The sequence below is a fragment of the Allobranchiibius huperziae genome, assembly GCF_013410455.1.
Taxonomy (GTDB): domain Bacteria; phylum Actinomycetota; class Actinomycetes; order Actinomycetales; family Dermatophilaceae; genus Allobranchiibius; species Allobranchiibius huperziae.
In genome coordinates this window covers 633,662-659,681 of sequence record NZ_JACCFW010000001.1, presented here as the reverse complement: position 1 = coordinate 659,681, position 26,020 = coordinate 633,662, and the positions used below count along the sequence as shown (strand labels likewise).

The window sequence follows — 26,020 nt, the reverse complement described above, 5'->3', positions numbered from 1 at the left end:
TGAAGGGAGACCCGCATGCCGACGTCGGGGGGCTCCACGGCGATCGACTCCTTCGGCCCGCACCAACTCGCCATCGCCCTGCTCGTCGGCTCCCTGGTGCTCCTCGTCTCGGTGGCGGCGGTGCGCCTCGCGAACCGCTCCGGGCTGCCGACCCTGCTGCTCTACCTGGCGATCGGCGTGGCCATCGGGGAGGCCGGCTTCGGTATCCGCTTCGACGACCCGACGCTCACGCAGGTGCTCGGCTACACCGCGCTGGTCCTGATCCTCACCGAGGGCGGGCTCACGACCCGGTGGTCGACCATCAAATCCTCCGTGGCGCCGGCCGCCCTGCTCTCCACCTTGGGCGTGGTGGTCTCGATCTCCGTCGTCGGAGTCGCATCGCACTTCCTGCTCGACCTGTCGTGGCAGATCAGCTTCCTGCTCGGCGCGATCGTGTCCTCCACCGACGCCGCCGCCGTCTTCTCCGTGCTGCGCAACGTGCCGCTGCCGCACCGCCTCACCGGTGTCCTGGAGGCCGAGTCCGGCTTCAACGACGCGCCCGTCGTCCTGATCGTGATCGCCCTCGCGGAGGCCGCGACCCCCGGGCAGTCGGGGGGTGCCTGGTGGACCGTGGTGCTGACGGCCGTCTTCGAGTTGGCCGGCGGGGCCGTGATCGGACTGCTGCTCGGCTGGGGTCTCGGCCGGCTCATCCGGCGCGCCGGCGTCGGGTCGTCCGGCTTGTTCTCCATCGGCATCGTGGCCATCTGCGTGCTCTCCTACGCCGGCGCGACGCTCGCGCACACCAGCGGCTTCATCGCCTGCTACCTCACGGCGCTGGTGCTCGGGAACCTGCACCTGCCGCACCGGCAGGCGGTGCTCGGGTTCGGGCAGGCGCTGGGGTGGCTGGCCCAGATCGGCCTCTTCGTGCTGCTGGGACTGCTGGCCTCCCCCTCCCGGCTCGAGGCTCAGCTGGTGCCGGCCCTGGTGATCGGGCTGGTCCTGCTGCTGCTCGCCCGTCCCGCCTCGATCGTGGCGAGCATGTCGTGGTTCGGGTTCCGGTGGCGCGAGCAGGTCTTCCTGTCCTGGGCCGGCCTGCGCGGCGCGGTCCCCGTCGTCCTCGCGACCGTCCCGCTCACGCTCGGGACGCCCCGCACCGAGTGGATCTTCGACCTCGTCTTCGTGCTCGTCGTGGTCTTCACCCTGCTGCAGGCCCCGACCCTGCCGGCGCTCGCCCGGCGCCTCGGACTGATCGAGGACACCCAGGCCCTGGACATGCAGGTGGAGTCCACCCCGCTGGAGGACCTGCACGCGGAGATGCTGCAGGTGCGCGTGGGCCCGCTCTCCCGGCTGCACGGCGTGGAACTGCACGAACTGCGCCTGCCACCGGGCGCCAACGTGACCATGGTGGTGCGCGAGGGCGCCAGCTTCGTCCCCGACCGCCGTACCGTCCTACGGCGCAGCGACCAGCTCCTGCTGGTCACCACGGCCGCCACGCGTGGCGCCACCATCCGGCGGGTACGCGCGGTGAGCCAGGGCGGCCGCCTCGCGGACTGGCGGGCCCGCGGGTCCGGCACGCCGTAGCGCTCTCCTAGACTTGGCGCCCGTGCCCACCTACTCATACGCGTGCAAGGACTGCGGTCACGCGTTCGACATCTCGCAGGCCTTCACCGACGACGCCCTGAGCATCTGTCCCAACTGCGGCGGAAACCTGCGCAAGGTGTGGGGCTCGGTCGGCGTGGTCTTCAAGGGTTCGGGCTTCTACCGCAACGACAGCCGCGACGCCGACAAGAAGAAGTCGACCAGCTCCGCGAGCGCCTCGAGCAGCTCCTCCGAGGGCAGCACGTCGTCCGATGCCTCCACTGCCAAGTCCAAGGAGTCCTCGTCCTCCTCGTCCTCAGGGTCCTCCGACTCGTCGAAGCCCGCGTCGGGCTCCACCGGCTCCACGGGGTCCTCCTCCGGTTCCGGCAGCAGCGCGGGCTCCAAGCCCGCCTCCTGACCGGCTCGCGCCCCTTTTCCACACCCCCGCCGCGGGCGCCCGGTTGCCCACACCGCGCCGCCCGACCGGTCGGGCGGCGGCGCACGGTGGATAGCGTGCGGCCATGACTACAGCTGCAGCCCCTGCCGACCTCGGCGTCATCGGCGGCTCGGGCTTCTACTCCTTCCTGGAGGACACCGAGCACGTCAAGGTGACCACCCCGTTCGGCGACCCGACCGACGACATCGTGATCGGCGACGTCGGCGGTCGGCGGGTCGCCTTCCTCGCCCGGCACGGGCAGGGTCACCGTTACCCGCCGCACCGGCTCAACTACCGCGCCAATCTGTGGGCGCTGCGGTCGGTCGGGGTGCGTCAGGTGCTCGCGCCGTGCGCGGTCGGCTCGCTGATCCGCGAGCAGGGGCCCGGCACCGTCGTCGTCCCCGACCAGGTCGTCGACCGCACCTACGGCCGCGACCAGACCGTCTACGACGAGCCGGGCACCGTGGTGCACGTCAGCCTCGCGGATCCGTACTGCCCGCACGGGCGTTCGGCCGTGCTGGGCTCGCCGGACTCCGCCGCGCCAGGACTCGACCTGGTCGACGGCGGCACGATGGTCGTCATCAACGGCCCGCGCTTCTCCACCCGGGCCGAGTCCCTGTGGCATCAGGCCGCGGGGTGGAGCGTGGTCGGTATGACGGGCATGCCGGAGGCTGCGATCGCGCGGGAGCTGGCCATGTGCTTCACCTCCGTGTGCCTGGTCACCGACCTCGACGCCGGGGTCGACTCCGGCGAGGCCGTCAGCCACACCGAGGTGCTGCGCGTCTTCGAGCGCAACATCGAGGGGCTGAAGTCGCTGCTGATGGACACCATCGCCCGGATGCCCGCGGCCGTCTCCGACGCAGACGCCACGTGCGGCTGCCGCCGCGCGCTCGACGGACTGTCGCTGCCCTTCACCCTGCCGTGAACCGCGTGCACGCCCTGCTGCCACCGGCCTGGCGCGGACCCGGCCGTGCTGCTGCGTGGCGGCGTGCCCGTGGTCGCCGCGTCGCGAGCGCCGGCCTGCTGCTGGTCGCCGGCCTGCTCGGGTGGGGTGCGCTGCAAGGACCCGCCGCCGCATCGGGCTCGATCATCGTCGCTGCGCACGAGCTGCCGGCAGGCCACGTCGTGGAGCCGGGCGATCTGCGCGAGCGTGCCTGGCCCGCCGGAGCCGGCCTTGCGGGAGCACTCCCTCGCTCGGCGGCCCAGGGATCGGTCACCACCGGTGTGATCGCCGCAGGCGAGCCGGTGACCGCCTCCCGGGTGCGCACCGGTCGTCGATGGCCCGGCGTACGCGCCGGTGACGTCGTGGTGTCCGTGCCGGTCGCCGACCCGATGCTGACCCGGCTGCTGCGCGCGGGTGACCGCATCGACGTGCTGGGGGCGACAGGGTCGGTGGGTGCGGACCTCCCGGTGCTCCTGGTCACTCAGGCCCCGACCGCGCCCAGCACATCATCGGGTGAGATCTGGGTCAGCGCCCCGACGTCGGTCGCCGCGCGGATCGCTGCCGAGACCGTGACCTCACGGACTGCCGACACCCAACTGACCGTCGTGCTGCACCCCGCGGCCTGAAGCACGCGCCGGGATCCCGGCGCCCGCAGCGAGAGCTCGACGCGCTACTCCCAGTGCGGTGGGCGCTGTTCGCGCCACCAGCGCTCGTCCCGGTCGTCGGGTTCGCCGGACGACGTGCGAGCCGCCTCGCCCGATCCGGCCCAGCCTTCGTCCTGATCGTCCGCGGACACCGCGAAGTCGTCGGCCGGCTCCGCGGGTCGCTCACGCGGGGCCGCGGTCGGCGGCCGCACGGCACGCCGAGGGCGGCGTCGTCGCTCAGTCATCGCTCCGTTGCGGCGACAGTCCGAGCACCGCGTTCCGCCGGGCCGACGCCGCGTTCACCGCGCGCACCAACCGGGCGACCTCCTTGGCGGGGTCGCGGAAGAGGTCACGGGTGAGCACCCGTTCGTGGCTCCAGCCGCGGGCCCGCAGCTGCGCGGGCCGGATGCGCTCGCGGTCGCGGGCGTAGGGCTGCGACGCGTACGCGGCTCCGTCGGTCTCGATCGCGACCAGCAGGTCTCCGCGGCGCTTGGGATCCTCCACGACCAGGTCGATGCGCGGATCGCCGAGACCGTGCCCGGTGTGCACCGTCAGCCCCTCGGCGCCGAGACGGCGTGCCAGGTCGACGACTGTCACCGAGAGATCGACCGGGGAGCCCTGCGGCGCCGACGGCGCGTCGAGCACGCTGCCGGTCGACGCCGTACGTCGCCTGCGCCCCGGCGTGCCGGACGGGGACGGAGCGGCAGCGTCGTCACCGCGCGTGATCCGTCGCCCGGACCCGCCGGACGCGGCATAGAGCAGGTAGTCGCGCAGCAGCAGGGCGCCGCGGGAGCGCAGCGCCGAAGGATCCAGATCCTCCCCGGACACGCCCGACACCACCACGATGCGGCGACGGGCCCGGCTCATCGCGGTGGTGACGAGCCGCTCGCCGCCCCCCTCGCTCACCGCGCCGAGACGCTGCGGCACCCGTCCGCGCGTGTCCCGTCCGAACCCCACCGCCACGACGACTGCGTCACGCACCAGCCCGAGCGCGCGGTCCGCGGTGGTCACGACGCATCGATCGAGCAGCGCGGCCGAGGCAGCGTCGCCCGCAGCGGTGCGCAGCGCCGCGCGGATCCGTTCCGCATGGCGGGCGTCGAAGGACACGACCCCGATGCTCTCCTGCGGGCGGGCGCGCACCTGGTCCAGCAGGACCTGCACGACGTGCTCCACCTCGCCCGGTGACGTGCCGTCGTCGTAGCGTACGTCGCCCACCACGTCCAGGCGCAGACCGCCGGACCGGTCGGCCGCGGGGAAGGTGACGATCTCCTCGTCGTAGACCCGGGCCGCCGCGAAACCGAACAGCCGCTCGTCGAAGGAGCGGTAGTGGGTGCCGAGGGCGCATACGGGGAAGAGCTCACGCGCGCGGTCGAGCAGCACGTCGCCGCCGCGTGCGGCAGGGCCGGTCGGGAACGGCGCGGGCGCGGCACCGGCCGGGTCGCCGAAGACGACCAGCTGCGCCCCCCGGGCGATCGCCGGTACGGCGTGCGCGGTCCACACCGCCGACGCGTCGTCGACGATGACGGCGTCGAACCAGAGCCCGGCGGGCAGGTGCGTGGGCACCGCGAGGGGTGACATGGCCCAGCAGGGCGCGAGCGCAGTCGTGAGCTCCGGTGCCACCCGGAGCAACTCACCGACGCGCCCGGAATGGCGCTCGAGGGACCCCACCTGTTCCGGCAGGTCACGCTCGGCCGCCGCGCGCTGCGCGGCGATGGTGGCCCGCAACCGGGCGGCGCCGAGGCTGAGGTGGCGGCTGTCGGCGCCGGCGTACGCCTGCGCCGTCCCGCGCACCTGGTCTCCGGTGCCCTCCTCGTACGCCGGGATGGACGCGGCGACGTGGTTCACGATCGATGCCCACCACACGAACTCCAGCTCCTGCGCGGCATCCGCAGCCTGCACGTGCCGCGACGCCAGGTCGGCGAGGAGGTCCCCGAGCCCGACGTCCCGCAGCCGGTCCAGGGTCGGCAGGGACGCCGCCGCGGCCTGCAGACGCGCAGGCTGGGCGGCGAGCAGCTCCAGTCGTTCCTGAAGCGCCTGGTAGTCCATGTCGAGCAGTTCGCCGCCGTCCGGGGTGTCCGCCAGACGCTCGCCCAGCCACTCCAGCTCACCGCGCAGCTCCTCGGCCCGGCGCGCCAACTCGGGCACGCTCGTGCGGGTCGCCGGACGGGCTCCGGGTCCGGCAGCCGCACGCCACTGCTGGCGTTGGTCGCGAGCGCGCACCAGCACGGCGTGCAGATCGCGCGGCGGCGCACCGGGGCGCAACAACGCGCGGGCCTGTCGTTCGAGCCGCCGGCGCTCCAGCGCGCCCACGCGCTGCTCGACGCCGGCACGCTCGCGGCGACCGGTGGTGGCGGTGACCATGTCGTCGAGTGGCGCGTCGAAGATCTCCGTCTGGAACACCTCGAGCGTCTGGTGCACCTGCCGCAGCAGCTCGAGCAGCTCCTCCTCGGCCACCAGACTCGTCGGCGCGGGCAGCCCCAGGTCAGTACAGAGCTCCTCCCATGGCGCCTGGTGGGTCGCGAGCCCTCCGCCGGAGAGCCGCTCGACGATCTCCTGGGCGCGCTCGGTCTGGCTGGCACCGACCAGGCGCGCGCCGTACCAGGCGTCGGTCTCCCCCGTGGTCGACCAGGCGCCGCCTGCGACCACGGCCGCCAGCTGCTGCTGCAGGTCGTTGCGTCGACGGACGCCCCCGATGCCGGTCAACGCGTCGCCGGTGAGCCGCACCCGAGACCGCGGCGGCGGGGTGCGACGGCTGAGCCGGGTGAGCTGATCCTGTGCCTCGTCCAGGGTCACCCCCCACGGGTCGAGGGGTTCGTGCATGAGCGCGTAGTGCTGCTGCACGCGCGAGCGCAGTGCTGCGACGTCCACATCGAGCGCGGGCACTCGTTCGGCCGATCCCGACGCGGCGTGCAGCACGTCCCGCAGGTGCTGGAGCACCTGCTGGGGTGTGCGGTCCGCACGTCCGAGGTCGAGCATCACATCGGTGAGGCCGGCCCCGGCCAGGTGCTGTTGCACGTCGTCGATGCTCGCCCGGGCGTGGGAGACGAAGAGGGCCCGCCGACCTTGTGCCGCCATCGACGCGATGAGGGCGGCCACGGTGTGCGTCTTGCCGGTGCCGGCGGCGCCGAGCACGCACAGGTTCGCACCGGCGATGACGGCGTCCACCACCTCCTGCTGGGTGGAGTCCAGGTCGAGCGCGAGCCACTCGTCCCTGGGGTCGTGCTCGCTGTATTCCGGCGGCAGTGCCCCGACCTCGTCCATCTCCTGCGGGTCGCCGGCGAGCGCGGGCACGACGTGTCCCTGCGCGAGCGTCGTCGCCTGATCGGGCAGGTCGCGCATCAACGGCAGCTTGAAACGGCTGAAGACACCCACCGTCAGGCGGGGCTCGATGCGGAAGTCCAGCAGCCCCGCGCAGGCGGCGCGCATGACGTCGTACGCCGCGCGTGGGTCGAAGTTGCTGCCGAGCGCGACCGCGTCCAGGACGGCCCGCGTGTTCAGGTCCACGCCGAGGGCGGTGAGGGTCGCGACGAGCACCGGGTTGACCTCGACCCGGTCGGAGACGACCAGGTGCAGATCATCGGCGACCGGCCGCAACGTGCAGGTGCGCAGCAGCACCGGTGCGTGCGGGGTGCGGTCGGCGCCGGCCCAGGACCAGCTCGCGATGCCGGCGGCCAGATGGCAGGAGGTGAGCCCGAAGTCGTCGTACAGGCGGGCCGCGAGGTGCGCGACGCCGCGGCCCTGCTCCAGCACCCGCTCGCGGGCAGCCGGCTCGCGGAAGAGCTCTGAGAAGCGGGCGGTGCCGGAGGACAGCAGGCGGGCCATCCCCGCCGGATGCGCGGTGGTCAGATCGATCCGCTGATCAGTGACGGTGCCGGCGTCCCACAGCAGCGAGTTCGGCCCGCCGATGGCGGACAGCTGCTCCTGCCAGGCTTTGGCCGCCTTCGAAACCAGTGCGGTGCGGGCTGATTCGTCCGTGCCGGTCTCGACGTCTGTCACCACGACAGGCTAACGGTGCGGTGGCCTCGACGACGCCCCGCACTAGCCGCGTTTGAGGTAGGCGTCCAAGAAGACGTTCGTGACGTCCTGGGGGGTGCGCGCCTGGTAGGACAGTCCGTTGGTCGCGGACGCCATCGTGTCGAGCGCGGACTTGTCGATCTGGTCGCCGATCCCGATAGCGACGATCTTGACCGGTTTGGCGGGGTTGTAGGCGCCGCGCAGCTTGCTGACGAGCTGCTGCAGGCTGAGACCGCCGGCAGGGTTGTCGTTGGCCCCGTCGGTCAGGATGACCACGGAGTTGACGTAGCGAGGATCGTACGAGGCGCTCACCCGCTGGTACGCCGCCCAGGTGCTGTCGTAGAGCGCGGTGTCACCGTTGCGGACCACCAGGTCGGGCAGGGTCTTGACGGCAGCCTTCAGGTTGGCCTTGAAGGCGTCGCCGGCGGGGGTGTGCGCGATCGACTCGATGCCGCCGGACTCGTCGAGCCAGGGTTGAGAGCCGACCAGGTTGGTGGAGAACGCCCACGCTCCGATCTTCGTGGTCGGCGGCAGCGCGTCGAGTGCACCGATGCTGAACTGCTCCAGCAGCTCGATCCGACTCTGCCCCTGGGCGATCGGAGCGGTCATCGACCCGGACACGTCGAGCAGGACCAGCATCCGCGCGTCCTTGGCAAGTTCGTTGTAGTCCTTGACCGCGAGCACCGACTCCGAGCTGCTGGGCTGGGAGATTATCTTGGCGTAACTCGGGAGGGCCGCGGGGCTCGGCGCGGCGGCGTCCGGCACCCGGAAACCGGCGGCGACGAGCTGGCGTTTGACGCCCGGTGAGGTCAGCCGCTCGTACAGGGCGCTCAGGACCTTCGCGTCGGGGGCGTCCGACTTCACGGGCACCACCCACTGGTACTCCAGCTGGGGAGCTCCCTGACGGGGAGTGAACGTCAGCAACTTCCGCGTCGGGTGCGCGCGGTTGAACGTGAGCACCTGCTGCTCGGTCGCGGGGTACATGCGGGCCTGCGAGGACCCCTTGGTCGCCTTGTCCTGCAGGGCGCGCGGCGTCTGCGAGCTCCTGCTGAGCGTGATCAGGCTCTTGAAGAACGTGTTCCGCTGCCTGATATTGCTGGTCACCTGCTCGGCGGTCGCGGCGGCGGAGATGGTGGTCGATGAGTCGACCGGGTCACTGACGCTGATCGGCAACCCGGACGCGAAGATGGTGCGCCAGTCGGTCTTCTTGTTGTACTTGCGGATGCCCTGCAGGCTCTTCGGCACGGCGAAGACCACCGGACTGGTGGCGATCGTGCCGCCCTGGGTGACCCATCCGCTGCCCAGCCTGCTCGAAACGTCATCGACCCAGATCGGGCTGTCGGGGATCCACACATCCGGCACGCTGTCGCCGCCAGACGTGATCTGCTGGGCGACCTGGCCGGCGGGTTCGTCCACCACGGTGTACGCCGCGCACCCGCCTGCCTCCTCAGCAGCGCGAGCCTGGTCGAGGACGAGGCTGTACATCTCGTCGGGCACCGCCACCTTCACCTGGCTCTTCTTCGGGCACGCGCTCGCCACGCTGCTGCTTCCTTGGCCGTATTGCCACACCAACGCCCCGGCGATCACCACCACCAGGATCAGGGCGAGGACACCGAGCCTGGCGACCTTGCCCACGGGACCCTGCCGCCCGCCGCCCCCGGCGACGGTGGCTCCGGACACGCCACCCCCGGCCGCACCGGACGCCATCGATGCATCGGCGGGGAGGACGGCCCGAGACGCGCCCGTAACGACCGGGCGGGTGGACCCGGCAGGTCGGGCAGAAGGCCCTGGACGTGCCGACCTACCGGCCGACGCCGGTGTCGCGCCTCCGACCGACGGACGTGGGCGCCGGGCAGCGGGCCTCAGGCGTGCCGACGTACTGCCGGAGGGCGCCGGTGCTTTCGCGGCACGAGGCCGCCCCGGTGCCGCGTTCGAACGCTGAACTGCGCCCGGACGGCCCGGTGCCGTCTCGTCGCGCTCCTGCGGCTCGTCCGCCGGTCCGCGCCCGGAGGAACGCGGACCTCGACGTGGCCAGCGGGAGCCCGAAGGACGCTCGGGATCGTTGTCGCCTGCCATGGTCGTTCCGAGGTTACCCGGGCGTATCCAGGCGCGTAGGCGATCTGCAGAAGCCTCCCCTGCAGTCACAATGGACCTGACCTGGTTGGGTGGGGCCCAGCCGTACGTGACCTGGTCACGACCTCGACGAAGGGCACATCATGACGCAGAGGCCGAGTCCGGCGTCCCTGGAGAGACCGAATGTCGAGGAACGCACCGACACCAGCCGCCAGGACGCGATCGACCGCACGCCGAACGTCGGGGTGGACCGCTCCCAGGTGATCAGCGCGGGCCTGCGCTGGACGGCCAGCTGGTCGCTGCGGATGGTCATCATCGCCGCCGGCATCTGGGTGGTGTTCAAGGTCATCGGGATCTTCTGGAGCGCGCTGCTCCCGGTCATCCTGGCGCTCATCCTCTCCACCGTGCTGTGGCCGCCGGCCCGGTGGCTGCGCAGCAAGGGCTTCCCCCCGGCGCTGGCCGCGGCGACCACGATGATCGGGATGTTCGTGGTCCTGGGCGGGGTCTTCACCCTCATCGGCACCACCGTGAGCTCGCAGTGGGGCGACCTGACCGACAAGGCCGTGGCCGGCGTGCACGACCTGCAGAGCCGGCTCAGCGAGGCGCCCTTCAACCTGTCGTCCACCCAGCTCAACAGCGCCGTCAAGCAACTGACCAGCAAGCTGCAGACCAGCGGGGACAAGATCGCCAACGGCGTGCTCTCCGGAGCGACCATCGCCACCCAGGTGCTGGTCTCCCTGCTGGTCGCCCTCGTGCTGACCTTCTTCTTCATCAAGGACGGGCCGCGTTTCCTGCCCTTCGTACGCCGGATCGCCGGTCGTGGCGCCGGTTCCCACATGACCGAGGCGCTGTCCCGGGCCTACAGCACGCTCGGCGGCTTCATCCGGGCCCAGGCCATCGTCAGCGCGATCGACTCGATCTGCATCGGCATCGGCCTGTGGGTGCTGCAGGTGCCGCTCGCGCTACCGCTGGTCGTCCTGACGTTCTTCGGCGGCTTCATCCCGATCGTCGGCGCGTTCGTGGCCGGTGCCATCGCAGTGCTGGTCGCGCTCGTGACGGTCGGGCTGACCAAGGCGCTGATCCTGCTGGGCGTCATCGTGCTGGTGCAACAGCTCGAGGGGCACATCCTGTCCCCGATCTTCCAGAGCAGGTCGATGGAGCTGCACCCCGGCGTGGTGCTGCTGTCGGTGGCCTTCGGAGGTGACGAGTTCGGGATCACCGGCGCGTTCCTCGCCGTGCCGGTCGCCGCCACCGTGACGGTGATCTTCCGTTACATGAACGAGCAGATCGACCTGCGTACCGGCGACGTGCACGCCGATCAGCTGGAACCCATCACACCCGAGGGAGTGATGGCCGCCGAAGCCGGCGAGAAGCACGGCATCGTGATGGCGAAGCGGTGGCGGTCAGATCGGCCCGACGCGGAGGACGAGTCGACCGGTCGCGTGGGTGCGCTGCTCGGTCGGGTCCGTCGTTCGAAACCCGACGCCTCTCGCGGGACGGTCGACCCGGACGTGGCCGACACCCTGGACAAGGACTAGCTCACGCTCGGCGCAAGCCGGCTGCCGTCGCATGGGGGCCCACGCGGCGCCGTTGTGAGCGGACGGGAGCCGCGCGCTCCCGCACAAAGGACCGCGCGGTGCCCTTGTCAGCACACCCGCGCCTCGCCCTACCCCACAACAGACCGCGCGGCGCCCTTGTCAGCACACCTGCGCCCCGCCCTCTCGCACCAAGGACCGCGCGGTGCCCTTGTCAGCGGACGGGAGCCGTCTCCTCCCGCGTAAGGGACCGCGCGGTGCCCTTTTTTCGGCCCGCCTGGACCCGAACGAGCGCCCGCCGCTGGTCGCCAGCCGTCGTTTCGGCCCGCTCGGTCCCAGCCGCGCGCCGATCACCCGCTGCCGACGACCGTTTCGGCCCGCTCGGCCCCAAACGCGCGGGCGGGCGACGAGACGTCAGGCCAGCCAGCTCGGCGGCCGCTTCGCGAGGAACGCGGCCATCCCCTCGCGTGCCTCGGACGAGGCGAAGAGCCGCGCGGACTGCTCGATGGCCCACTCGCGGTCGTGGTCGAAGCGGGCCAGGAGCTGGCGGTTCACCAGCGCCTTGGACTCCGCGAGCCCCTGCGGTGACGCCTGCGTGAGGCGCTCGACCAACTCGCCGGCACCTGCTTCGGCATCCTCCGCGGCTTCGGTCACCAGACCGATCTCGCGCGCCGTCGCCGCGTCGAAGGTCTCACCGGTGAGGAAGTAGCGCGCGGCCGCCCGGCTCGTGAGGCGTGGCAACACGGTGAGGGAGATGACGAACGCCGCGAGCCCGAGCCGCGATTCGGTCAATGCGAAGGTCGACTTGGGTCCGGCGACCACCAGGTCGCACGCGGCGACCAGGCCGACCCCGCCCGCGCGTACGTGCCCGTCGATCTGCCCGACCACCGGGCAGCGGTGCGCGGCGATCGCCCGCATCACGGCGGTCAGGCGGATCCCCCGGGCGGTGTTCGGGTCGTCCTCGCCGGTGACTTCGTTGAGGTCCACTCCTGCGCAGAAGGTGCCGCCGGTGTGCCCGAGGACGACGACCCGCACCGACTCGTCCTCGGCCGCGCTCTCCAGCGCCCGCAGCAGCTCGTCGAGCAGGTGGGTGCTGAGGGCGTTGCGGTTGCGCGGGGAGTCCAGGGTGACGCGAGCGACCCGCCCGGACACGTCGTACGTGACGAGTGCGGGCGGGTCGGTGGGCTGCGCGGAGTCGGTCATCGGGCCATTGTGACCCGAGGAGCGCTCAGGCCAGGAAGTCGAGCAGCGCCTCGTTGAACTCGGCCTCGTGGCTGACGTTGGCCCCGTGCGGAGCGCCCTCGATGACGTGCAGCCGGCTCTGCGTGATGGCCTCGTGGGTCCGCTTGCCGGATCCCTCGAACGGCACGGTGCCGTCGGCGTCACCGTGCATGACGAGCGTCGGCACCGTGACCTTCGACAGGTCATCACGGAAGTCGGTGGTGCCGAACGACGTCATGCACTGCAGCGCCGCCAGCTTGCTGGCCTGACCGGCCATCCGCAGCGCGTCCTGCCGCTGGGCCTCGGTCACCTTCAGCTCGCCGTTGACCGAGAAGAAGGCCGTCGTGAACTCGTCGTAGAACGCGTCCTGGTCCTTGGTCAGCTGCGCGGTCATCTGAGCGGCGGCGGTCTTGGTGAGCGGACCCTCGGGGTTGTCACCGGTCTGCAGCATCATCGGCGGCACGGCGGAGGCGAAGACGACGCTGCGCAGCCGCTCCTCGCCGAACTTCGAGACGTAGCGGGCGACCTCGCCGCCGCCCATCGAGAAGCCCACCAGCGTCGCGTCGCGGATGTCGAGCTCGGCGAGGACGGCGTCGAGGTCCTCGGCGAGCGTGTCGTAGCCGTAGCCGGTTGTGGGCTTGTCACTGCGCCCGAACCCGCGACGGTCGTAGACGATCGTGCGGTAGCCCGCCTGCTGCAGCGCGGGCACCTGACCCGCCCAGGACTCCCCCGACAGCGGCCAGCCGTGGATCAGGACGATGGCGCGTCCGTCACCGCCGGAGTCCTCGACGTAGAGGTTGGTCTTGCCCAACAGTCCTGAGCTCGCGGTCACGGTGGTCATGGCAGTAGGTACTCCTGTTGTTTCGAGAGAGGCCTGTCGTCCCGTGGTTCGTTCACCCGGCGGGCATGGATTGCATTTCGGCGCTGTCAGCGGCGGTACGTCGGCACGCGCCCCCGACTCAGGCTGACGGTGACCGAGCGCACCCGATAGGAGACGAAGACCAGGCACGCTGCCAGCGGGATCTCGACCAGACACGCGGTCGCGAGGCTGACCGCCAGGTCCGATCCAGGAGCCGAGGTGGTGACGTCGAACCACGCGTCGCACAGCAGCAGCGTGGCGGCGACGATGGTGGCCGCGATGGCGATGGTCTGCCGGCGCCACAGCGACCACGCCGCCCAGGCGAGCGCTCCGAACAGCGCCACGTCGAAACCGATCCACACCACCTGCCAGTGACCGGCGACGTAGTGCCGCGGCAGCCGGGCCGCCAGCGTGATGATCCAGGGCACGAGCAACGCGCAGCAGGCGGCGAGGATGCGCGGGAACCACCGCCTCGCCCGAACCACCCTGGTCGGCGGGTGGTAGTCCGCGGCGGCGAGCGCCTGCAGGCGGGCGGTCAGCTGTCCGCGTTCGGCCGCGGTCAGCTGCAGCAGCATCTCGTCGGTGATCTCGGGCACGGCACGGTCACGACCTTCGTACGAGGGTGGCGCCGCGATCCTCAGGGCGCACGCACCAGCGTGGCACGGAGCACCGACCCCCGGCACCGCGTTCTTGTTCCCTGGCGTCGCGGGCGGGCCGGCCCGCTCGGCTACGATCGGACGCGCTCCAGCCTGCGGGGCGCCATCTCCGCAGGTCGCGAGCATCGGTCGGTGCGGCGTGAGGTCAGTCGCGACACCGACCATCCCCGCCCTCGTAGCTCAGGGGATAGAGCACCGCTCTCCTAAAGCGGGTGTCGCATGTTCGAATCATGCCGGGGGCACCACGTCTGCTGTGAGACTTCGCCTTTGCTCGACGGTGGTTCGGCGAGGCGCGAGCCCGACCGTGGCTTGAACCAAATGCCCGGCGCATCCCCGACCCGTGGTCGCGGCGGTCGTCGACAAGGTAGACAGTGAGGCAGCAACCCTGCCGTCGGCGGGGTCGCTGTGTCGCCCAGCGGACTCTTCTGCGTGGCACGACCCAGCGGACGACGCACGCCGGAGGCAGACCGTGACCAACCTGGCCGACAACCTGACCCAGACCGCCGAGCAGCACGGGGACCGTCCCGCGATCAAGCTCGACGACCTGGTGCTCACCTACGCCGAGCTGCAGGACGGCGCCCGGCGCGTTGCGACGCTCCTGAAGGACAAGGGCGTCGGGCCGGGTGACCGGGTCGGGCTAGTGCTGCCGAACGTGCCACCGTTCCCCGTGCTCTTCTATGGCGCGCTGGCGGTCGGCGCCGTGGTCGTGCCGATGAACCCGCTACTCAAGGGCCGCGAGGTGAAGTACTACCTGGAGGATTCCGGCGCCTCGATCGTCTTCGCCTGGAAGGACATGGCGGCCGAGGCCGGGAAGGGCGCCTCGGAGGTCGGGATCGAGTGCGTCGAGGTCGGCACCGACTTCGCCGAGGTGCTCGGCGGGTACGAGCCGGACGAGGAGGTCGTGGACCGCGCGGACGATGATGCCGTCGTACTCCTCTACACCTCCGGCACCACCGGCGCGCCGAAAGGCGCGGAGCTGACGCACCACAGCATGAGCAGCAACGCCGCCACGAGTGCCGAGACGCTGCTGGAGCTCACCGAGAAGGACGTCGTGATGGGGTGTCTGCCTCTCTTCCACGTCTTCGGCCTCACCTGCGGGCTCAACGCCTCGATCCTCAAGGGCGCGTGCCTGACGCTGATCCCCCGCTTCGACCCCGACAAGGCGCTGGCGATCGTCGGCCGCGACCAGGTCACCGCGTTCGAGGGCGTGCCGACCATGTACGCCGCCATGCTGAACGCCGAGAGCGCGGACGAGGCCGACATGTCCAGCCTGCGCGCCTGCATCTCCGGAGGGTCGGCGATGCCGGTCGAGGTGATGAAGAAGTTCGAGGAGCAGTTCGACTGCATCGTCCTGGAGGGCTACGGCCTGTCCGAGACCTCCCCCGTCGCGTCGTTCAACAAGCCTGGCCAGGAGCGCAAGCCGGGATCCATCGGCACCGAGGTGCGCGGGGTGCAGATGAAGCTGGTCGGTGACGACGACGAGGACGTCGCACAGGGCGACGTCGGCGAGATCGTCGTCAAGGGCGAGAACGTGATGAAGGGCTACTGGGGGCGCGAGGAGGACACGGCCGAGGCCATCAAGGACGGGTGGTTCCACACCGGCGACCTGGCGAAGGTCGACGAGGACGGCTACTTCTTCATCGTCGACCGCAAGAAGGACCTGATCATCCGGGGCGGTTACAACGTGTATCCCCGCGAGGTCGAGGAGGCGCTCTACGAGCACGAGTCGGTCGCCGAGGTGGCCGTCATCGGCATCCCCCACGACGACCTCGGCGAGGAAGTGGGCGCTGCCGTCGCGCTGAAGCGCGGCGAGGAGGTCAGCGAGGAGGACCTGAAGGCGTTCGCGAAGGAGCGGTTGGCGGCGTACAAGTATCCGCGGACCGTGTGGATCGTGAGCGAACTGCCGAAGGGGCCGACCGGGAAGATCCTGCGGCGCGAGGTCAGCGCACCGGACGGCGAGTCGAAGTGACGACCACCGGAGCGCGGACCCGACGTCCCCGGAAGAGCACGGCCACGAAATCGACCGGGTCGAAGCAGCGGGCGCCTCGGGCCGCGGAGAAAGCAGCCTCCGAGGGGGACGCCTCCGCCACGACGGCCGCGCAGGCCGAACGCCGCATGCACGACGTCGATGAGTCGCAGGAGGCCGCCGAACGATCGGCCGACACCGCGCTGGCGACGCCGCTCGACCTGCTCCTGTCCAAGGCGGGGAGCGGGCCTCTTCGCCAGTTCGTCCCCGGTATGTCGGGTGTGCGGCTCGCCGCCGGGGTCGCCCGTCATCCGAGGGTGGTCGCGAAGCGGACGGCGGGGCTGGCGTACGAGCTGACCCGGGTCGGCCTCGGTCGTTCGCAGCTGGCGCCGGCCGAGAAGGACCGCCGCTTCGCCGAGGAGGGCTGGGCGAAGAACCCCGCCTTGAAGCGCGCCCTGCAGAGCTATCTGGCCCTCGGTGCGGCGGCCCGTGGCCTGGTCGACGACGCCGGCCTGAGCTGGGGCGACGACCAGCGGATGCGCTTCATCGTCGAGAACGTGGTCGAGGCGGCGGCGCCCAGCAACAACCCTTTCCTCAACCCCGCGGTGCTCAAGCGGACGCTCGACACCGGTGGGGGCAGCCTGGTCGCCGGCAGTCGCCGGTTCGTGAAGGACTTCGCGACCGCCCCGCGCGTGCCGTCGATGGTGGAGGCCGACGCGTTCGAGGTGGGTCGCGACATCGCGGTCACGCCCGGCGCCGTCGTGCTGCGCACCGATGTCTTCGAGCTGATCCAGTACACCCCGCAGACCCCGAAGGTCCGCGCGGTGCCGATGCTGATCGTGCCGCCGACGATCAACAAGTACTACGTGATCGACCTGGCGGAGCACCGCTCGCTGGTCGAGCACCTGGTGCAGAACGGCCAGCAGGTCTTCTGCATCTCGTGGCGCAATCCCGATGTGCGGCATGCCGATTGGGGCCTGGACACCTACGGTCAGGCGATCCTGGAGGCGATGACGGCCTGCGAGAAGATCACCCGGCAGAAGCAGACGTCCATCTTCGGGATCTGCTCCGGCGGTCTGATCGCCTCGATGGTGCTGGCCCACCTCGCCGAGATCGGCCAAGCGGACCGCGTCGCGGCGTACAGCCTGGCGGTGACCGTGCTCGACCAGGAACGGGCCGGCGTGACCAGTGCGCTGCTCTCGGAGGAGGCGGCCGCCGCCTCGACCCTGGCCTCCAAGGAGAAGGGATACCTCGACGGGCGCACGCTCGCGGAGGTCTTCGCGTGGCTGCGGCCGAACGACCTGATTTGGAACTACTGGGTGAACAACTACCTGATGGGGCACGCCCCGAAGGCCTTCGACATCCTCTACTGGAACGCCGACCCGGTGCGGATGAGCGCCGCGATGCACCGCGACTTCATGGACCTCGCGATGCGCAACGCGCTCGTGAAGCCGGGCGCCTCCACGATGCTCGGCACCAAGGTCGACCTCGGTAGGATCACCACCGACTCCTACATCGTCGCCGGGATCGCCGACCACCTGTGCAAGTGGGAGTCCTGCTACCAGACCACCCAGCTCTTCGGCGGCGACACCAAGTTCGTGCTGTCCACCAGCGGGCACATCGCCGCCATGGTCAACCCGCCCGGCAACCCCAAGGCCAGCTTCCAGACCGCGCCCTCGGGCGGCGGCCGGCAGGGCAGCGACAACCCGAAGGACACCGTGAAGTGGCTGGCCAGGGCGGTAAAGGTCAAGGGCAGCTGGTGGGAGGACTGGACCACCTGGCTGGCCGGTCGCACCGGCGAGGAGCGGACCGCCCCGCGCAGGCTCGGCAACGCGAAGTACGCCCCGCTCGACAAGGCTCCGGGCACCTACGTCCATGACCGCTGAGCGGGCCCGGCCGCGCGCCGAGGACCGGGTGCGCAATGTGACCGTACGAGGCGTCACCGGGCGCGTCTCGGTGCGGCCCGGCGTCGGCTCCTACACCGACCAGGTCCCGTTGCTGCTCTGCAACGGGATCGGCACGAGCCTGGAAGCGCTGCAGCCGCTGGTCGACGAGCTGCATCCCGACCGCGGCCTGGTGCGGTTCGACGTACCCGGTGTGGGCGGCTCGCAGCTGCCGCCGTTCCCCTACACGATCGCCGGGCTGGCCTCCTGGGTCACCGCGCTGATGGCGAAGCTGGGGCATCGCCGCTTCGACGTGCTCGGCCTCTCCTGGGGTGGCGGGCTCGCGCAACAGCTGGCGGTGCAGGGTCCACGTCGCGTACGCCGGGTGGTGCTCGTCGCCACCGGCACCGGGACGCTGATGGTGCCGGCGCACCCGCGGGTGCTGCGGATCATGTCGACCCCGCAACGGCACCGCGATCCGGCGTACGCCGCGAAGGTCGCGCCGCAGATCTACGGCGGCTCGATGCGCACCCATCCCGCCCGCGGCGCGGCGCTGCTGCACGGCGCCACCCGGTCCGGCTCCAAGCTCGGCTACTACTACCAACTGGCGGCGATGACCGGCTGGACGAGCCTGCCGTTCCTGCGTCTGCTGCGCCAGCCCACCCTGGTGATGGGCGGCGACGACGACCCGATCATCCCGGTCGCCAACCCGAAGATGCAGGCCGCGCTGATCCCCCACTCGCAGCTGCACATCTACCACGGCGGACACCTCGGCATCCTGACCGAGGCAGACGCCCTCGCCCCCGTCATCGACACGTTCCTCGACGACGAGGACCCGACCCGCACGAGGAGCACCCCGGATGAGTGACGACACCCCGGCCCTGGAGGACTCCCCCTTCTCCGACTTCCTCGGCTTCGAGCTGCTGCTGCAGGACGAGGACCGCGAGCTGCTCACCCGGGTGCACGCGTTCATGACTCGTGAGGTCGAGCCGGTCATCAACGACTACTGGACCCGTGCTGCGTTCCCGCACGACCTGCTCCCGGGCATCGCCAAACTCGGCATCGCCGGCCTGGCGTACGACGGTCCGGGCTGCCCGAACCGCGGCGCCCTGGTCGACGGCATGGTCGCGATGGAGCTCGCCCGGGTCGACCCGTCGATGTCGACCTTCATGGGCGTGCACGGCGGTCTGGCGATGGGGTCGATCCAGCTCTGCGGGTCCCCGGAGCAGCGCGAGCGCTGGCTGCCGGCGATGGCGCGCCTAGAGCTGATCGGCGCGTTCGGGCTGACAGAGCCGGACGTCGGCTCGGCGATCTCGGCCGGTCTCGCGACCAGCGCGCGACGCGACGGGGACGAGTGGATCCTCAACGGCGAGAAGAAGTGGATCGGCAACGCGGCGTTCGCCGACCTCGTCATCATCTGGGCGCGCGACGAGGAGGACGAGCAGGTCAAGGGGTTCGTCGTCGAGAAGGACACGCCCGGTATGACGTTCGACAAGCAGGAGGACAAGATCGCCCTGCGCGTCGTCCAGAACGCCCAGATCCACCTGCACGACGTGCGCGTCCCCGAGTCCAACCGGCTGCAGAACGCGACAAGCTTCCGCTCCACCGCCGACGTCCTGCGGGTGACCCGGATGGGTGTGGCCTGGCAGGCCGCGGGATGTGCCCGCGGCGCGTTCGAACACGCGCTGCGCTACACGACCGGCCGCGAGCAGTTCGGCCGACCGATCTCCTCGTTCCAGATGGTGCAGGACCTGCTGGTGAAGATGCTCGCCAACGTCACCGCCTCCACGGCGATGAACGTACGCGCGTCTCAACTGCAGGATCAGGGGCTCCTGAAGGACGAGCACGCGTCACTGTGCAAGGCGCACTCGACCGTGCGGATGCGCGAGGCCGTCGGCTGGGCGCGAGAGGTCCTCGGCGGCAACGGCATCCTGCTCGAGCACCACGTCGGCCGGTTCGTCGCCGACGCAGAGGCGATCTACTCCTACGAGGGCACCCGCGAGATCAACACGCTGATCGTGGGACGCGCGATCACCGGCGAGAGCGCGTTCGTCTGATACGCGCCCGGGGGGAGATGTCGCTTCCGGAGTGTGCGACCAGCGCGCCACCCGCGCATATATCGAGATCTCGATCCTTCGCTGCGGTCACCCTTCGTCCGGCGTCCCGGACGAGCCACCTGCCACCTCGTAGTTCCACACCTCGCTGTGGGTGGAAACGGGCCGCGGTGCGTCACCGCCCGCCCGCTCGACGGCTGAACGGTGGCCGTCGGCGAACTCGGGCGAGGTCACCCAGGCCTGGAAGGATTCCTCGTCGCGCCAGCGGGTGATGACCAGCCACTGTTCCCTGTCGTCGGTCGGGCGCAGCAGCTCGAAACCTTCGAAGCCATCGGCGTGGTCGACTGCGCCGGCTCGGGCAGCGAACCGGTGCGCGAGCTCACCGCCCGAACCGGCTGGGACGGTGATGGCATTGATCTTGATCGTGGTCATGGGGCCAGACTGTCACCGCGCCCTAGCCGGCACGACACGCGCTCCACGCCCGCCGGCAAGCCAGCGAGAGGCAGCGGTATCGAACAGTCCGTTGTCGCAGTAGCGCTCAGGACCCGTCGACGCGAAAGCTCGGCGTGACCGACTCGGCCGCCTGGTCGGCAGACCAGCTGATGCGCGATGACCGCGGATCCCGTTCGCCTCTCCGCGACATCCCCGTGTCCCAGGGTCGCCAGAACGGTTCGCCGTGCGTTGCGAGAGTCCGCACGAGTTCTGCGATTCGGGCGTCGTCGGGCCGTCGACCGCTCATCAGTCGTAGTTGGGAGACGGTCTCGGATGCGATGGTCTCCCAGTCGCGTACCGCGATCTCGCCTCCGGGTATGAAACACCTGCCGCGCGGCGTTGGGCGGCTGATCCATCTGGGTAACGCCGGCATTCGGGCTCGGCGGGTACCCGTTCACCTCGAGCTCATCGCCTCGGGCACGTCGCTGGACGGTGTGAGCCATCGACGTGTGCCCAGGGAGCGGAGGCGTCTATTGGTGTTCACACGTCGGCTGCTGGGCGCGATGTCGGGGTGGAGGTATGGACCGGATGAGCGGCCCAGGAACCAATGAGACCCTCGCGTCCATGACACAGCCCAGGGGCTCCATGCGCAATCGGGTATGGCGAGACGGGAAGCTGGAGAAGGAGGACTTCCCGTTCGAGCAGATCTCCGACTATCTGGACCAGGACGGCGCTCTGGTGTGGGTGGACCTGTGCGATGCGGACCAGGACGATCTTGCGGCCTTAGCCGAGGAGCTCACCCTGGACCCGATGGCTGTCGAGGACGCGGTCGGTCACGCCGAGCGGGCCAAGGCCACACGGTATGCGACGCACACCTTCATCACCGTGTACGCGGTCAACGCCTCGGAGGACGAGCGGCCGTTGCAAGACCCGCTGACCTCGTCCATCTCCATGACACGGGTCTCGGCCTTCGTGATGCCCCGCGGGATCGTCACGGTCCGTCACGGGCAGGAGTTCGATATCGACCAGGTCGTACAACGGTGGGACGAAAATCCGGACCTCCTTAAGTTCGGGCCCGGCGCGCTAGTCCATGGCTTCCTGGACTACGTCGTGGACGGACACTTCGACGCTGTGCAACTGATCGATGATCAGATCGAATCGTTGGAGGACACCTTGTTCGACGACGAGTCGTTGAGCAAGGTCGTGCAACAGCAGACCTATCGAGTGCGTCGGGACCTGGTCGATCTACGTCGCGCTGTGTTGCCGATGCGGGAAGTCGTGAATTCGGTGCTGCGGCATCGCAAGGACCTGGACTCCCCGGTCGAGTTGAACTCCTTCTACGACGACCTCTACGACCACGTGCTGCGGGCCACCGAGTGGACCGAGTCGTTGCGCGACATGGTCAGCACCATCTTCGAGACGAACCTGTCGCTGCAGGACGCCCGGCTGAATACCGTGATGAAGAAGCTGACGTCCTGGGCGGCGATCATCGCCATCCCGACGGCCATTACCGGGTACTTCGGCCAGAACGTGCCCTACCCGGGTTTTGGCAAGACGTGGGGCACCATCGCCAGCGACGTCTCCATCGTGGCTGTGGCATTGATCCTCTACGTCTCCTTCAAACGACGCGACTGGCTGTAGCTCCCAGGGGTTGGGGGAACGCGGTGGGGTGGATGGGTCTTGAACCCAGGACCAACGGACGACGGGTTGCTTGATCCAGTGCCGGGCTGCGGGAGCCATCGCGATAGACCGTGGGCAACCAGGCGTACGCGGCCAGGTCGGAGCCAATCTGGCTGTCGACGTGGGCGAACCGGATGCAACGACGGCGTGCATCACCGTGTTGACAGAGGAGCCAGTCAGCGGCCGGCCACCGGCTGGCGGATATGCAGCTCGACGTTGGCGGACTGAACGCCGGTTCTTGAACCGCACCGACGCCAGACCCCGCCCTGGTCATCGCTGCCGCCTCTGCAGGCGGCGCAGTGAGACGTTCGCGCACCCGGCGGTGTGGGGCAAAAGCGGCGGTGTGACGCGCTAGGAGCTTCGGTCGGACTGTCCATCTGGCGGCATGATTCCAAGTCCGCCAGTGAGCCAGGAATCTTGATCAGGAGGATCAGAGTTGGACTATCCGATAGACAAACGCGTGCAGCACATGATCGGCGGTCTCGATGCAACCGGTCATCCCGTGCCGCTTCAGCGACAGCACCTGATGGCTACGGCTTCCGGCTGGCCCGTCAGCGCGAGCACGCCGGATGACATTGCCCAACAACTCAGGGTCGCTCGTGACCTATATACCCATTGCCTGCTGGTGTGGGAGTTCAATGCAGTTGGAGTTGCATGGTCCCTCATGGCCGTTGAGTCGGCACTCCGATGGGCGTTAATCGCCAGAGAGTCAGTCCCGTTCAAGCGCTTGATCAACGACGGCTTGTCTGAGGGAATGTATGACGACCGCACAGCTGAGCAGCTTCACGTGGGTCGGGAGTTGCGCAACGAGTTCAGCCATCCGAAGAATCAGCCCGCCTTCAGTCTCGGGATGGCAGCTCCGATGCTGGAGACCAGCCATCGCGTGGTCGCTGTCATCTGCGATGCGGTCGAGGCACGGTCAGCCCCGGTCGAGGGGGCCACGTAAGGGCACACGTATGTCAGCGGACCGTCCTCGGCGGAGGAAAGCGGTTGTCGCAGTCGTCAAGTTCAATCCGTGGGCGCTGGCTCACCATGGAATCGACGACGCGGTAGGAGACGAGGTATAGGCACCGATGCGGTCACTGCGGTAAACATCACCGACACGGTTTCATCATTAGTTCAGTCGGCGTGGACGAGTCTAATGACGCGCAGGGTCAGGAACGCCAGTCGTCCGAAGTAGGCGGGTAATGTCCTCAGCACCAGGTCCAAGCCGGACCTGGCTCGAGGGACGTCCCATCGCGCCAATAACCGTGTCGCGATTAGATCGGGTCTTCGCCGTTAGATACGGCGAGGCCGGCGTTGATCTTCCGATGGGTGCTGCAACGGCGGCGGTGTTGAGTGGAGCGGCAGCCGACGGCCAATGGGTCTTGGTGCGAGCCGACCATCCTGATGATCCGTTCACCCACGCGGCCCATCGCTCCCGGGGACGCCAATGCGTTCGACTTGATGAGTGCACCGGCAACGACTAGCGGTGCGCTGTGCAACTGAGGAGCTATGCGCGAGAGATCACCAGGGGCTGAGGTTGGCGCTGGAACATGGTGGAGCGGGGGCCGTCCACAGCCTTGCGACCTAGACCTTCCGCTGCACTTCGCGTAGGAAGCCGACGTGAATCGGTGCTCACCCATCGCGGCGGTAAGACACAGTGTTTTTCTGGCGTGGGGTCTAAGAGCGAGCAACCTCGAGGACCTTGACCGAGCGTGTCCACCCCCCGTGTCCGAAGTGGAAGAGTTTGCCTGTGGTCCAAGTGCTCATGAACCAGATGTTGGTGATCCCTTCGGGCAGTCTCGGCGCCACTTCGGGCAACGGTCCATCCGGCCGCATGAGAACGTCTGAGGCGCCGAATGGAGCCGTCGTGAAGCCTGGCAGCAGGACAAATAGATGCTTCTCCGGAAGCTCGGCAGTGCGAAGCTTCTCCACGTTGTCCCGCTGGGCATCCTTTTCGATCCATTCATCGAACCAATGAACGAGGACGTTGCCGGTCAGTGGCACTGCTCCCCCCGTTCGCTCCGCATCCTGCTGAAGTGTGACGTAAATGCTTCCCGGGAAGTCCGTGCTCCCCTGGTGGGCGGACACAACCCCTAGGTCGGTCATCCGACCGGTGACCGTCTGATGGTCCGCCTCGCCCGCCTCCATGGCACGAAGCAGTCCCGGTAGGTCCTTCTTCAGGCGCTTGGCTCGGGTGGTTGAGGTTACTGTCACCAGCCACCCACCGGCCAAGTCTGAATCGACCCACCGATTGTTGGATCCGTTGACGAGGTTCCAGAATTCGATCGAAGCCGCGTCGGCAGCAGCCGTCACTTCCATGGCGCCGAACACCACGTCGTTACGGACCAGATCAAGGTCGTACATGCTTGGCTGTGCACCGTCGTCGTGTTGGCGCACATGCACACCCAGTAGAGCGTTCTCTACGCATGCGGCGACCCACATCTCTTCATCGCGCAACTTTGGCATGGGTCTCATTATGGGCGGCTCCACCGACAGCGACCTGGGCGAAGGCAAACCCACCAGACCGATGCCGGAGCACTGGCAAGTGAGCAGGACAGGCTGACTCGTGGAGTATGGTCAACTGCCTCGGCTGCCCCACCGTCACACATCCAAGCGGAATCCGCGAGCCTTGAGATGTGGCCCTGTCGGTTACGTGGCTCAAATTTCAGACGACGAAGCGTGCGCGACTGTCGTCCGGCCAGGCTCCTTGACTCTGCAGAAATTGCTCAGCGGTGGGAGTATCGACGTATTCGAGGAGCGTTCCGACATTCCGCTGAAGTTCTTTTTTTACTTCTGCGGGCGTGGCAAAGAAGAATTCTCGTCGTAAATTGACGTTGTTGAGTTTGCGTTCAGCGAACGCTTGGTGCAGTTGAGTTTCAAGTGTAATGGCGTCGTTCGAAAAGTACATGATGTGCACGTCGAAGGGGAATGGCACGGAGGCATCCCCTAGTTCGCGCACTCGGTCCATGGGTTCCAATCGTCGCGTCATACCGATCTTCACCACGTTCGCGCCGAAGGCGCCAATGTTGCTGATCACGTACACAAACCCGGCGCGGATGTTCGCTGCGCGGTAGTCGTTCTGCGCAATGGCCGCGTCGATCGATGCGATCTGCTGGCGGATCCGCTCCGCCTCCTCGGTCCTGCCTTGCGCGATAAGTTGTTTGTACACGTTGTCATTGTGGTCGCGTTCCTTGTTGAGCTTTTCACGTTCTGCGGCCAGTTCCCTCTCAGCCAGACGTTCCTCGCGAAGACGCGCACGCTCTTCGCGCTCCTGCTCTCTTTCCTCTTGGACCTTCATCAGGTAGTCCGCGGTGAGTTCGAGTTCGGTCTTCCGAAGGTTGAAGTAGGACTCGGAGATGCGGATCTCCATCAGCCGGCCCAGTCTGGCGATCGCGTCAGCCGACCTCTGGAGTCGAGCCTCGCCCGTTTCCAGGCCGCCTGCTCGCAGGGACCGCACGCTAGCGTCTGCTTCAGCGTTGAACGCCCGGAGCATCAACTTGGCGTAGTCCGCGACCATCTTGCGTCCTAGGGCAAGTGAGTTGTTGAACACGAAGGAATCCGAGGCAACCACGGCGTCGTTCTGTTTTATGGAGTCTTTGATGTGCTCTCTCAGCTCTGTGAGTGCCTCTTTGTACAGCGGGGAGTTGTCCAGCGGGTGGCGGTAGTAGTACACGCCGACCCTCTGCAACGTCAGCTGATCGTCAAGCTCGACGAGCTCCTCGCGGCGTGCTGCGATGTCGGCCTCAAGTGCCCGTAACGTGGACGCCGTCGCGGATGCCTCGGTCACGGATTGGTGTGCAGGACGTGCGGCCTCGTCCGCCAGTTGCTGGGCAGCCCGTCGAATCTGGTTCTCCAGTCCTCGTAGGCGGATGGCTCGGTCCCGGATCTCGGCCTCGAGGTCGGCGAGGCGTGCCTCCGCGTCTCGTGCCTGGCGAGTGTCCTCGCTATCGTCTGCGCCCGGATTTGCGATGGTGGCCGCAGGTTCATTCGATGCTGGGAGCCACAGCTTCCAACCCGGGGGCGGAGGCGGCCATGACAAATCTGGTTTCCACCCAGGGGGCGGAGTCCAGCCCGCTGGTGGG

21 protein-coding genes and 1 tRNA gene are annotated in these 26,020 nt (G+C 69.0%); 12 read left to right on the top strand and 10 right to left on the bottom strand.

All coding sequences use genetic code 11. The features are described from left to right. Nucleotides 1-15: 15 nt before the first annotated feature. The 4 genes from HNR15_RS03145 to HNR15_RS03130 all read left to right on the top strand — a co-directional run bounded on the left by HNR15_RS03145 (nt 16) and on the right by HNR15_RS03130 (nt 3,562). Nucleotides 16-1,560: a potassium/proton antiporter gene (locus HNR15_RS03145; protein ID WP_179479062.1), complete on the top strand. Its 1,545-nt coding sequence runs from the start codon at nt 16-18 to the stop codon at nt 1,558-1,560. A 22-nt stretch (nt 1,561-1,582) separates the two neighbouring features. Further along, the gene (locus HNR15_RS03140) at nt 1,583-1,975 is read left to right on the top strand and encodes an FmdB family zinc ribbon protein (protein ID WP_179479061.1); all 393 of its coding nucleotides are present in this window, start codon (nt 1,583-1,585) and stop codon (nt 1,973-1,975) included. Between the two features lie 103 nt (nt 1,976-2,078). Then, nucleotides 2,079-2,918, top strand: coding sequence for an S-methyl-5'-thioadenosine phosphorylase (locus tag HNR15_RS03135; RefSeq protein WP_179479060.1), 840 nt, complete (start codon nt 2,079-2,081; stop codon nt 2,916-2,918). Next, nucleotides 2,915-3,562 (top strand): SAF domain-containing protein, encoded by a 648-nt coding sequence (locus HNR15_RS03130; RefSeq protein ID WP_179479059.1) that lies wholly within the window; start codon nt 2,915-2,917, stop codon nt 3,560-3,562. The genes HNR15_RS03135 and HNR15_RS03130 overlap by 4 nt, the downstream gene beginning before the upstream one ends. A 44-nt stretch (nt 3,563-3,606) precedes the next feature. Here HNR15_RS03130 and HNR15_RS03125 read toward each other — a convergent pair whose 3' ends face one another. From HNR15_RS03125 to HNR15_RS03115, 3 genes are read right to left on the bottom strand one after another with little or no spacing between them, the layout of a single operon-like run. Continuing rightward, nucleotides 3,607-3,825, bottom strand: coding sequence for a hypothetical protein (locus HNR15_RS03125; protein ID WP_179479058.1), 219 nt, complete (start codon nt 3,823-3,825; stop codon nt 3,607-3,609). Then, complete coding sequence (locus HNR15_RS03120) at nt 3,818-7,576, bottom strand: AAA family ATPase (RefSeq protein WP_179479057.1); 3,759 nt, start codon at nt 7,574-7,576, stop codon at nt 3,818-3,820. Before HNR15_RS03120 ends, HNR15_RS03125 begins: the two co-directional genes overlap by 8 nt. A gap of 42 nt (nt 7,577-7,618) precedes the next feature. Further along, nucleotides 7,619-9,301, bottom strand: a complete 1,683-nt coding sequence (locus HNR15_RS03115; RefSeq protein WP_179479056.1) for a substrate-binding domain-containing protein — start codon at nt 9,299-9,301, stop codon at nt 7,619-7,621. Nucleotides 9,302-9,810: 509 nt separating this feature from the next. On the opposite strand from HNR15_RS03115, the gene HNR15_RS03110 reads away from it, so the two are divergent. Beyond that, a complete protein-coding gene (locus HNR15_RS03110) occupies nt 9,811-11,205 on the top strand; it encodes an AI-2E family transporter (protein ID WP_179479055.1) in 1,395 nt (464 codons plus the stop codon). 411 nt (nt 11,206-11,616) lie between these two features. Here the strand turns inward: HNR15_RS03110 and HNR15_RS03105 are convergent, their stop codons facing one another. The 3 genes from HNR15_RS03105 to HNR15_RS03095 form a co-directional block, all read right to left on the bottom strand. Further along, nucleotides 11,617-12,405, bottom strand: a complete 789-nt coding sequence (locus tag HNR15_RS03105; RefSeq protein WP_179479054.1) for an enoyl-CoA hydratase family protein — start codon at nt 12,403-12,405, stop codon at nt 11,617-11,619. A 25-nt stretch (nt 12,406-12,430) separates the two neighbouring features. Further along, on the bottom strand, nt 12,431-13,264 hold the full coding sequence (locus tag HNR15_RS03100) for an alpha/beta fold hydrolase (RefSeq protein WP_179479053.1): 834 nt from the start codon (nt 13,262-13,264) through the stop codon (nt 12,431-12,433). An 86-nt stretch (nt 13,265-13,350) separates the two neighbouring features. Beyond that, nucleotides 13,351-13,878, bottom strand: a complete 528-nt coding sequence (locus HNR15_RS03095) for a hypothetical protein (RefSeq protein ID WP_179479051.1) — start codon at nt 13,876-13,878, stop codon at nt 13,351-13,353. A 229-nt stretch (nt 13,879-14,107) separates the two neighbouring features. On the opposite strand from HNR15_RS03095, the gene HNR15_RS03090 reads away from it, so the two are divergent. From HNR15_RS03090 to HNR15_RS03070, 5 genes are all read left to right on the top strand, one after another. Further along, a tRNA-Arg gene (locus HNR15_RS03090) sits at nt 14,108-14,183 on the top strand. A 224-nt stretch (nt 14,184-14,407) separates the two neighbouring features. After that, nucleotides 14,408-15,907: a long-chain-fatty-acid--CoA ligase gene (locus tag HNR15_RS03085; RefSeq protein ID WP_179479049.1), complete on the top strand. Its 1,500-nt coding sequence runs from the start codon at nt 14,408-14,410 to the stop codon at nt 15,905-15,907. Next, nucleotides 15,904-17,790, top strand: coding sequence for a PHA/PHB synthase family protein (locus HNR15_RS03080; protein WP_343048394.1), 1,887 nt, complete (start codon nt 15,904-15,906; stop codon nt 17,788-17,790). The genes HNR15_RS03085 and HNR15_RS03080 overlap by 4 nt, the downstream gene beginning before the upstream one ends. Continuing rightward, on the top strand, nt 17,780-18,655 hold the full coding sequence (gene phaZ, locus HNR15_RS03075) for a poly(3-hydroxyalkanoate) depolymerase (RefSeq protein WP_179479047.1): 876 nt from the start codon (nt 17,780-17,782) through the stop codon (nt 18,653-18,655). The genes HNR15_RS03080 and phaZ overlap by 11 nt, the downstream gene beginning before the upstream one ends. After that, on the top strand, nt 18,648-19,844 hold the full coding sequence (locus HNR15_RS03070) for an acyl-CoA dehydrogenase family protein (protein WP_179479045.1): 1,197 nt from the start codon (nt 18,648-18,650) through the stop codon (nt 19,842-19,844). The genes phaZ and HNR15_RS03070 overlap by 8 nt, the downstream gene beginning before the upstream one ends. A gap of 87 nt (nt 19,845-19,931) precedes the next feature. On the opposite strand, the gene HNR15_RS03065 is transcribed toward HNR15_RS03070, so the two are convergent. Further along, nucleotides 19,932-20,273, bottom strand: coding sequence for an antibiotic biosynthesis monooxygenase family protein (locus HNR15_RS03065; RefSeq protein WP_179479044.1), 342 nt, complete (start codon nt 20,271-20,273; stop codon nt 19,932-19,934). Nucleotides 20,274-20,379: 106 nt separating this feature from the next. Beyond that, on the bottom strand, nt 20,380-20,706 hold the full coding sequence (locus tag HNR15_RS18960) for an MmyB family transcriptional regulator (protein ID WP_218883522.1): 327 nt from the start codon (nt 20,704-20,706) through the stop codon (nt 20,380-20,382). A gap of 191 nt (nt 20,707-20,897) precedes the next feature. Here HNR15_RS18960 and HNR15_RS03055 point away from each other — a divergent pair, with 191 nt between their 5' ends. After that, on the top strand, nt 20,898-21,914 hold the full coding sequence (locus tag HNR15_RS03055; protein ID WP_179479043.1) for a magnesium transporter CorA family protein: 1,017 nt from the start codon (nt 20,898-20,900) through the stop codon (nt 21,912-21,914). 499 nt (nt 21,915-22,413) lie between these two features. After that, on the top strand, nt 22,414-22,899 hold the full coding sequence (locus HNR15_RS03050; RefSeq protein WP_179479042.1) for a DUF4145 domain-containing protein: 486 nt from the start codon (nt 22,414-22,416) through the stop codon (nt 22,897-22,899). A 716-nt stretch (nt 22,900-23,615) separates the two neighbouring features. On the opposite strand, the gene HNR15_RS03045 is transcribed toward HNR15_RS03050, so the two are convergent. Both HNR15_RS03045 and HNR15_RS03040 read right to left on the bottom strand, forming a co-directional pair. After that, entirely contained in the window at nt 23,616-24,404 is a 789-nt protein-coding gene (locus HNR15_RS03045) for a hypothetical protein (protein ID WP_179479041.1), read from the bottom strand. Between the two features lie 199 nt (nt 24,405-24,603). Further along, nucleotides 24,604-25,725 (bottom strand): SNIPE associated domain-containing protein, encoded by a 1,122-nt coding sequence (locus HNR15_RS03040; protein WP_343048393.1) that lies wholly within the window; start codon nt 25,723-25,725, stop codon nt 24,604-24,606. Between the last annotated feature and the right edge of the window lie 295 nt (nt 25,726-26,020).